The sequence below is a fragment of the Paenibacillus sp. 481 genome, assembly GCF_021223605.1.
GTDB lineage: Bacteria > Bacillota > Bacilli > Paenibacillales > Paenibacillaceae > Paenibacillus_B.
Window position 1 is genome coordinate 5552470 of sequence record NZ_CP075175.1, and the last position, 10399, is coordinate 5562868.

General features: G+C 49.2%; 1 protein-coding gene. It reads right to left on the reverse strand.

The features are described from left to right. Positions 1-469: 469 nt before the first annotated feature. Positions 470-10291 carry a non-ribosomal peptide synthetase gene (locus tag KIK04_RS23780; RefSeq protein ID WP_232276255.1) on the reverse strand — a complete coding sequence of 3274 codons (9822 nt, stop codon included), beginning with the start codon at positions 10289-10291 and terminating at the stop codon, positions 470-472. Between the last annotated feature and the right edge of the window lie 108 nt (positions 10292-10399).

The following is a 10399-nucleotide window of genomic DNA, read 5'->3' on the forward strand; positions in this document are numbered from 1 at the left end:
GCCGTCGATCATGTAAAAGGAATCCATTACAAACACACAAATCACATGTTCCAATTACCTTATGTAAGAGGTCACCATTCATGGTGATGTCATAGAAGTAACCGCTTGGCACCATAATCTGATGGAGGGATCATCATGCTTCATTTTTTTAAAATAGGCCGAATAAAGCTAATGCTCCTCTTGTTCAGTGTTTGCTTCCTTACGCTTGTATTCAGTCATACAGCAACAAAGCACTTGATGTGAGTGGTAGCTCTACAGCAAACGGTGCAGAAGTCATACAGTGGCAAAGAACACGGCACAATAATTAAAAATGGCGAATCGTAAGCGTCAATTAACGATTTAACTCTTTCCAGCGCTGGGCCTCTTGGACTCTTTAAAAATGCATGCTCAACATGAAGAAAGGGCTGCCGTGTGGCAGCCCTTTCGCGAACAAACTTTCGTGAACAAACTAGATTTAAGATTACAACTGCTAAACCTCCGCTGTACGACCCTCTACTGCTCGGTTCAACATTTTTTGCACAATCGCCTGAATCACTTTCACATTCTCGTCAATACATCCTGGTAGCAAGACCTCATCGTGCGCCCCCAGCAGTTTATATTCGGCATAAGGCTGCAACGTCGCCTCTCTCCACAACAATTGATTCGCCTGATCCTCGATGTTAACGTCCGCGTCATCGGCCACTAAGCCGTGAATAAGTGCAGACACACTGCCTGTATTAATCAATTGGGCGCCGTATGTCGTATATGCTCTCATTTTCCGTTTTACACGTTCACGAATAAACGGATTGCTGAGCAATTCTTTTTCCATCTCGTCTTCGGCCTCAAGCATGTGCTCAATATCGCTTTCCGACGTCTCTAGTGAATCAATCGTCCGTTTGTGTGTCGAATCGAGCATCAAAATATCCGACACCTCATAGCCGCGCTGCTCCATCGTTTTGGCCACTTCAAACGCTAAATTCCCACCTAAAGAGTAGCCAAGTAATACATAAGGTCCTTGTGGCTGAACCTCGACGACAGCATCCACGAATCGATTAAGCATCTCCTCATAGCTGTCGGCATCATCAATATAATCAATACTGTACAGAACGGAATGGCCGTCCATTTTTTTAGCTAAATCCAAATAACTTAATCCAAAGCCAACCCCTGGCGGTAAGCAAAATACGTTGATCGCCCCATGCTCATTCAATTTAACAAATGGATTGTGGTCATTTTCTTCGAACTCGGATTTTAATACCTCAAACGCCATCGTTTCAATCGTTGGTGCTTGGAACACTTTATGCAGCGCAATCGTGACGCCCATTTCATTGAACACGCGTTGAATTAATTGCATTAAAGTCAAGGAATGTCCGCCTAATTCAAAAAAGTTATCCTGTACGCCAACTCGCTCTCTCCCTAACACCTCTTGCCAAATTTGAGCCAATTGTGCTTCCTGCGGTGTGCGTGGAGCCACGTATGGTGTGCCTGTTTGTACACTCTGTTCAGGAGCTGGCAGTGCCTTACGATCCACTTTCCCATTCGGCGTCAACGGCATCCGTTCAAGCTGTACAAAGTAGGCAGGAATCATATAACTAGGTAACTCTTGTGCTAAAATGCCGCGAAGCTCACTTCCCGAAATCGCCTGTTCTGCCACAAAATAAGCGCACAATTGCTTCCCACCAGCATCTGTCTCGTATACCGTAACCGTCGCTTCTTGTATCGACGCTACGTTCAACAAGTGAGCTTCCACCTCGCCCAGCTCAATGCGGAAACCGCGAATCTTGACCTGATCGTCAATGCGGCCGATATATTCAATCGTGCCATCCGGCAGCCATCTCGCCAGATCGCCCGTACGGTACATCCGTTCACCAGACACAAACGGATTGTCCACGAATTTCTCCGCTGTAAGGTCGAGACGATTCAAGTATCCTCTAGCAACGCCATCCCCAGCAACACACAACTCTCCGGCTACCCCGATAGGTTGCAGCTCGTGTTCGCGATTTACGATATAAATCGCCGTTTGACTAAGCGGGCGGCCGATCGGAATCGTGACCGCATCTGCATCGATTTCATTCACATCGTGGCAAGTAGCAAAAACCGTGCTTTCCGTAGGCCCGTACACATGCTTTATTTTTTTCGGCCCCAAATATTGAAGAGCTTTCCGCACATGACTAATCGATACTCGCTCTCCACCAAACAACACAGCACGTATATATTTAAAACAATCTACATTCATATCTACCAACACGTTAAACAACGCAGTCGTGATGAACGTCACCGTGATGCGTTCCCGCTCCATGACGGTCGCCAATTGTCCAATTTCCTGTAGTGTCGACTGCGAAATCATAATGAGCTGCGCTCCATTTAATAAGGCACCGTATATATCAAATGTGGAGCCATCGAAGGCATAGCTAGATAGTTGCAGCACGCGATCCTCAGCGTGAATGTCGATATAGTTCGTGTCCTTAACGACTCGAATGATGTTGCGATGGTTCGTTAAGTTACCTTTCGGCTTGCCCGTTGTACCTGATGTATAGATGACGTAAGCTAAGTTCGTCGCCCCATTGTTCAATGCCAAATTCGAACGATCTTCGCTAAACGATTGCTCATCATCTAAGATAACGATTTGTGTCGCGACAGGACTAACAATGCCTGTAACAGCTTGCTCATCCGCATGTTCAGCATCGCTATCGGAACCAAGAGCTTCAGCATCCAACTTATCAAGCTGCCCTACTTCCACTCCTTCGGCTTCAGACACCCCCGGAATTCGCTCCTGCAAATGACGCTGTACCAAAATAACTTGCGCCCCACAGTCTTCCAGCATATAGCGTATCCGCTCTTCTGGATACTGGGGATCGATCGGCACGTATGCTCCGCCAGCTTTTAAAATCGCCCAAATCCCTACTATCATGTCGAGCGACCGCTCGGCCATCAGTGCGACCAAACCGTCCGCCTGAACACCTTTGGCTCGCAGCGTTCGGGCCAATTGGTTTGCCCGTTCGTTCAGTTCACTGTACGTCAGCGTTTCACCCTCATAACGAACGGCCACGGCATGCGGGTTGCGTTCCACCTGCGCCTCGAACAGCTGATGAATCGTGCTATCACGTGGATAATCCGTATTCGTATTATTGAAGTTCTCTACCAACTGAGCCCGTTCATCCGCCGTCGTTATATTTAAGCCCGACAGCTTCATATGCGGGTCAGCGACGATAGCTGCAAGCAATTGATTAAAATGCAGTGCCAACCGCTCGACCGTATCGTGGCGATACAAAGCCGTCGCATATTCAAAGCCGCACGCAATACCATCCTCGAATGGCTCCGCATGGAAAGTCAGATCGAACTTAGCCGTCTTATGCTCGCTTGGATAAGAAGTGAGTTGCAGCTCATCGATTTGGAAGTCGCCTTGCTCCGTATTTTCCAGACTGAACATCGTATCAAATAACGGATTACGACTTAAATCCCGCGCTGGCTGCAACCGCTCGACCAATTCCTCGAACGGATAATCCTGATGCTCGAATGCACCGAGGGTCGTTTCCTTCGTTTGCTGCAAAAAGTCCCAAAACGTTTTTTCGCCCGCTGGATAACTGCGAATCGCGAGCGTATTTACAAACATCCCGATAAGCGGTTCTAAATCCGTATGTGTTCTACCAGACACCGGAGTTCCCACAATAATATCTTCTTGCCCCGTATACTTATGAAGCAACGTCGTATAGGCTGACAGCAATACCATGTATAACGTCGTTCCTGTCTGCGCAGCAAGGGCTTGCAACTGCGCAGTTATGTGCCCATCAATCGTCAGCGGAACGAGTCCGCCGTCATACCGTTGGATCGCAGGCCGCACATAATCGGTCGGCATTTCCAGCACAGGCAGCGTTCCGTGCAGCTGCTCCAACCAGTACTGCTCCTGCTGCTTGCTTCGCGCATGCTGCGCTTCCGATTGCTGCCATACGGCATAGTCCTTATATTGAATGCGTAAAGGAAACAATTGCTCCCCACGATATAACTGAACAAATTCATCGACCAAAATGCCCATCGACACGCCGTCTGAAACAATATGATGCATATCCACCATCATCAGATGGCGCTGCTCTGTCAGTTCGATAAGTACGACGCGAAGCAACGGCGGTTCATTCAAGTCAAATACACGAATAAATTGCTGCACAAGCTGTTCGGCCTCTGCTTCATTGGCTTGGACAACTTGTACCGTAAAGCTCACTTCAGGCAGCACTCGCTGCACAGGCTCACCATTCACCATTTCAAAGCCTGTACGCAAAATTTCATGCCGAGTTACTAGCTCACGAAACGCCGCGTTGAACCGTTTCCGATCAAGCTTTCCTTCCACGACCATGACCAACGGCATGTTGTAGCTTGTGTCTGTTCCTTCAAGCTGCTGCACAATAAACAGCCGCTTTTGCGCGGAAGACACTGGATAGAAGTCACGCTCTTCTACTCGTGAAATGGCTGCATACGTGTGCTGCTCCATTCCCGAAATCGCCTGAGCCATCTCTTCCAGCACAGGGTATCGGAATACATCACGCAACGGCAAATGAATGTTCATCTCTTTGTACAGCCTGCTTACTAACGCAGTCGCGCGTAAAGAATGGCCGCCTAGATCAAAGAAATTGTCCTGCACGCCTACTTTCGTCTGAGTAGAAAGTCCGAGCACCGTTTTCCATAGCTCGACCAATTGCGCTTCTAACGCGTTGCGCGGTGCAACGTACATCGTACCCGTGTGAAGGCTTCCCTCTGGAGCAGGCAGCGCCTTACGGTCCAGCTTTCCGTTCGCGGTTAGTGGCATGCGCGTTAGCTGGACAAAATACGAAGGGATCATATAGCTAGGAACGGCCTGCGATAGTGCAGTGCGCAGCTCGCTAACCGTAAGATCCTTGTCTGCGACATAGTATGCGCAGAGCACTTTTGCACCGTGTTCATCGTCCCGTGCAACCGCAGCAGCTTCTTGAATGTGCGCCAACTGCAACAAATGGGCTTCCACTTCACCAAGCTCGATCCGGTAGCCGCGAATTTTGACTTGATCATCAATGCGCCCTAAATACTCGATGTTGCCATCTGGCAGCCATTTTGCCAAATCGCCAGTACAATATATTCGTTCCGTTTGTGCCCCTTGTCCCTCTTGTCGCGCTTCTTCCGCTTGTTCCCCAGCCGCTAGAGAAATTTCAATAAACTTCTCCGCCGTCAGCTCCGGACGGTTCAAGTACCCATTTACCGTGCCTGCTCCCGCAATACATAGCTCTCCTGCAACACCGATCGGCTGCATTTGATGGTCGCGATTTAAAATGTAGACCCGTTTATTTGCAATCGGCTTGCCGATCGGAACATTAGTTGGCTCATGCTCCGTACTACGGCAACGGTAGTACGTTGCACAAACCGTACCTTCTGTCGGCCCATACGAGTTAACGATTTCTGCCGCCGCCAAGTTTGAATAATATTCCTTCCTTAATACATCCCCGCCGGACACAAACAATCTCACCGAATGATCAGCGGTTAGCCAGACATTCAATTCGTTCAATAGCAACGGTGAGCAAGAAACAACGGTCACGTTGCTTGCCGTCACTTTTTCAGCCAGCTTAGCACCATCCATGACTTCGTCTTTATTTACAATGACAATGCTTGCCCCTGTTGCGAGCGCCGGATACAGTTCTTCTACCGTTGTATCAAATGAAATGGAAGCTTGCAGTAACACGCGATCTTTCGCACTTATGCGGAAATAATCAATAAAGCTATGGACATAACTCCATACTTGTTGATGGGTCACTATAACCCCTTTCGGGTTGCCTGTCGTACCCGATGTATAAATGACGTACGCAATGTGTTCCGGCCGATGGACGTACGGAACATTCGTGCCATCAGCATCATACACCTGCTCATCATCGGCAACGAGCACCGTGCCTGCGTACGCAACATGATTGTGCAAGTGTGCTTGTAGATGACGTTGCGTCAATAACCATGCGGCACCTGAATCTTGCAACATATATTGAATGCGCTCCTCAGGGTAGTCAGGGTCGATTGGTACGTATGCACCGCCAGCTTTTAAAATGGCCAAGATTCCGACCATCATCTCCAACGAACGCTCGACCATAATACCTACGAACTGCTCGGCTTGCACACCGTTCGCTCTAAGCTTACGCGCCAAGCGATTGGCACGCTCATTCAGCTCGCGATACGTCAGCTGATTGCCGTCATGGATGACCGCTATCGCGTCAGGCGTACGGGCTGCCTGTTCTTCGATGACTTGCGGCAACGTACACGCTAACGGAACGTCCGCCGCTGTATCGTTAAATACGTTAACGATGTGCGTGGCCTCCGCGGCTGTGATGATGCCTAGCTGCGCCAACGTTGCATGCGGATTACGCACAACATGGTGGAGCAGTTGCTCAAAGTGACCTGCCATCCGTGCAATCGTGTCCTGCTTGTACAACGCAGTCGCAAACTCAAAGCTGCACAACAACTCCTCGTCGCCTTCAGTCACCGTCAAATCAAGGTCAAACTTCGCCATTCCACGTTCACTCGGATACGGCTTCAGTTGCAACCCTTCGATATCGAACTCCCCTTGCTCTATATTTTGCAGAGCGAACATGACGTCAAACAGGGGATTACGGCTCAAATCCCTTGTTACTTGAACACGTTCAACGAGTTCTTCAAACGGATAGTCTTGATGATCGAACGCACCTAAGGTCGTTTCTTTGACTTCCGCTAAAAAAGACATAAACGATTTATCGCCCGCTGGGTAACTGCGCAGTGCGAGCGTATTGACGAACATGCCAATCAACGGCTGTACGTCCCCATGAGTTCTACCCGCAATCGGCGTACCGACGATAATATCTTCCTGCCCCGTATACTTGTGCAGCAAAATTGTATAGGCAGCAAGCAGTACCATATACAACGTCGTTCTACTTTCTGCGGCTAATCGGCGCAGTTCCTCGCTCTGTTGCGCGTCGATTACAAATTCGTACGTATGTCCTTCATAACTTTGCACCGCAGGTCGCGTGAAGTCAGTCGGCATTTCCAATACGGGTAAATGCCCGCCGAGCACTTCCAGCCAGTACGCTTCGTGCTTGTCCAACTGCTCCTTATGCGAAGCAGACTGCTGCCAAGCTGCATAATCCTTATACTGAATTCGTAAAGGTGCCAATTCCTCTTTCGCATACAGGTGGACAAACTCTTCCACCAAAATACCCATTGACGTACCATCCGAAATAATATGATGCATATCGAACATTAAAATGTGACGCTCGCTCGCTAGTGCAATGAGTCCGACTCTTAATAACGGCGGTTGCTCCAAGTTAAATTCGCGCACAAAATGCTGAACAGCTTCACCTGCTTCTGCTTCGCTGGCGACGTGAAGCACCTCAACTGCAAATGGCACTTCTGGATATATACGTTGCACGGGTTCGCCATTTACCATTTCGAATCCCGTTCGCAGCGTGTCATGGCGGGCAATCAACCCGCGGAAAGCTGCTGCAAACCGCTCCTGATCCAATGGGCCTTCCAGCAGCATGACGCCTGGCATGTTATAGCTTTGCTCCGCACCTTCCAGCTGCTGCAAAATGTAGATTCGTTTCTGTGCAGACGAGACGGGATAATACGCTTGCAGCTCGGCTTGTGGGATGGAGACAAATTCCTTCTGTTCCGTCGTAGTGATGAATTCCGCCATCTGTTCGAGAACAGGGTGGCGGAACACATCGCGCAGCGTCAAGCTAATATCGAGCTGCTTGTGCAACTTGCTTACGAGCAGCGTTGCACGCAGCGAGTGTCCACCAAGGTCAAAGAAGCTGTCTGTCACACTGACCTGATCCAGCCCGAGCACCTCTTGCCACACATGTGCAAGTTGCGCTTCAAGCTCCGTGCGCGGTGCCACATACGCAGCGGCTGCCTGTAAGTGAAGCTCTGGCGCAGGCAGCGCTTTGCGATCGAGCTTACCGTTTGGCGTGAGGGGCATGCGATCCAGCTGCACGAAAAAGGCAGGGATCATATAGGCCGGCAGTTCAGCGGCCAATTCCTCACGCAGCCCACTAATCGTAAACGCATGTGCCGCAGACTCAGCCACGATATACGCGCATAGCTGCTTCTCGCCCGCCTCCGTCTCGCGGACAACAACGGCCACATCTTGAAGCGCAGGCTTCGCAAACAAGTGAGCTTCAATTTCACCCAATTCGATGCGGAAACCACGAATTTTGACTTGATCGTCGATGCGCCCAACATACTCGATCGTGCCATCAGGCAGCCATTTGGCTAAGTCTCCTGAGCGATACATCCGTTCACCAGCTACGAACGGGTTGGCGACGAACTTCGCTGCGGTTAACTCGGGGCGATTCAAGTACCCGCGGGCTAAACCATCTCCCGCGATGCACAACTCGCCAGCAACGCCGATTGGTTGCAGTCCGTTATCCCGATTTACGATATAAATGGACGTATTGCTAATCGGTGCGCCAATCGGAATAGATGCCGTATTTGCATCTAGCTCCGTAACTTCGAAGCATGTCGCAAAGACGGTGCTCTCCGTTGGCCCATACGCATTTTTAATGATGCCTGGCCCAACAACGGCAAGTGCTTTGCGGACATGATTGACCGATATCCGCTCTCCACCCACGAGTACGGCACGCATATGCCGCAAGCAAGTCGCGTCGATATCCACGAGTACATTAAATAGCGCTGTCGTAATAAAAGTGATCGTAACGCGTTCTTGCTCGATAAAATGTGCTAGTTGGCTGATGTCCAGCAGCGTCTCACGCGGAATAAGGGCCAGCCTTGCTCCATTTAGGAGTGCGCCATAAATATCGAACGTTGAACCGTCAAACGCGTAGCTTGACAATTGCAAGACAGCATCCTGCGCCGTAATCTCAATGTAATTCGTCTGCTTGACAACCCGCATGATGTTGCGGTGAGTCGTTAAATTACCCTTCGGCTTGCCCGTTGTACCAGACGTATAGATGACGTAAGCTACACTAGTCGGTTCGGTGTTCAGGTCCAAATTCGAACCGTCTGCGTTGTACGATTGCTCATCGTCCAGCACTACAATCGAATCCAACATCGGCGTCGATTCAAGCGCGCTAGTCGAACCCAGCTCCAATTCCAACGCCACAGCAACATCACCAATCGCCACGGCCCCTTCGCCAGCTGCATTCTGTAGCTCAGCTACTGCGCCAACTTCATCCTGCGGCTCAGCCAGCGGAATGCGGTCAAGTAAGTGACGCTGCGCCAGCACCATTTTCGTGCCAGAGTCTTCTAACATGAAGCGGATACGATCGGCCGGATACGCAGGATCAATCGGCACATAGCCTCCACCTGCTTTTAAAATAGCTAAAATACCTACAATCATATCCAAGGAACGATCAGCTAGCAGACCAACCAAATATTCAGCCTCTACGCCTTTGCCTCTTAACGTTCTCGCTAAACGGTTCGCTCGCTCATTAAGTTCACGATACGTCAGCGTATGTTGTTCATAACTAACGGCTGCTGCATCTGGGGTATGAGCCACCTGCTCCTCAAACCATTCATGTATCGTCTTATGTTTCGGATAATCCGTTTCGGTATCATTAAACAGGGTGAGCAGTTGATGCTGCTCCTCATCGGATAGCACGCTTACTTGACCCAGCTCAAGCTCTGGCTGAAATAGCACAACTTCAAGCAAACGCAACAAATGATCCACCATTTGCTCGATAAAACCATGCTCATAATGCTGTTCATTAAAGCTAACATTTAAGTGCAGGACGCCATTTTCGGTCTCAAAATGAAACACGGTGTCCGCCACGGCACGTTGTGCAACGGTGTGAATATGTATATTTTTGTACAGAACAATCGTGCTAATGGTTGGTATACCTGCAGAATCGACATGTATAGGGAGCTGTTGCACCATTTTTCGGAAAGGAATTTGTTGATGCGTAAGCGCTTCGCTGATCGTCGTTTTAACTTGGCCTAGCAGTGATTTGAACGTGGTCGTGCTGCTCACCTTATTTTTTAAAATGACAAAGTCATTAATGGGTGGATCCGCGTCGGGCGAGGTACTAGTCGTAGGCATACCTACTAATATATGCTCTTGGTTCGTATATTTAGATAGCAAGCCGTTTACGCCTGCTAATAAAATCATATACACCGCCATATCGATTCCGTTAGCTAATGTTAATATTCGCTTCGACAGTTCCGATGGCAGCGTACGATGTAATGTTCTTAATGTAAATGTTTCAACCTGCTCTGTGCTTTTGTTGGACGACTTATGATAAGGCAACACCGTAAGTTCATCTTCGGGGTCAAATTTTTCCTGCCAATAAAGTTCTTCCTGCTCAAACATCGACTTCATCTATAACCCTCCTTGTAAAATGTCACCTATCGCACAATCCACTACCTATGCCCAAGGGGAATCATGAATGATTACATGACGATCACTTGGAGTGTGTGTCGTAAGTGG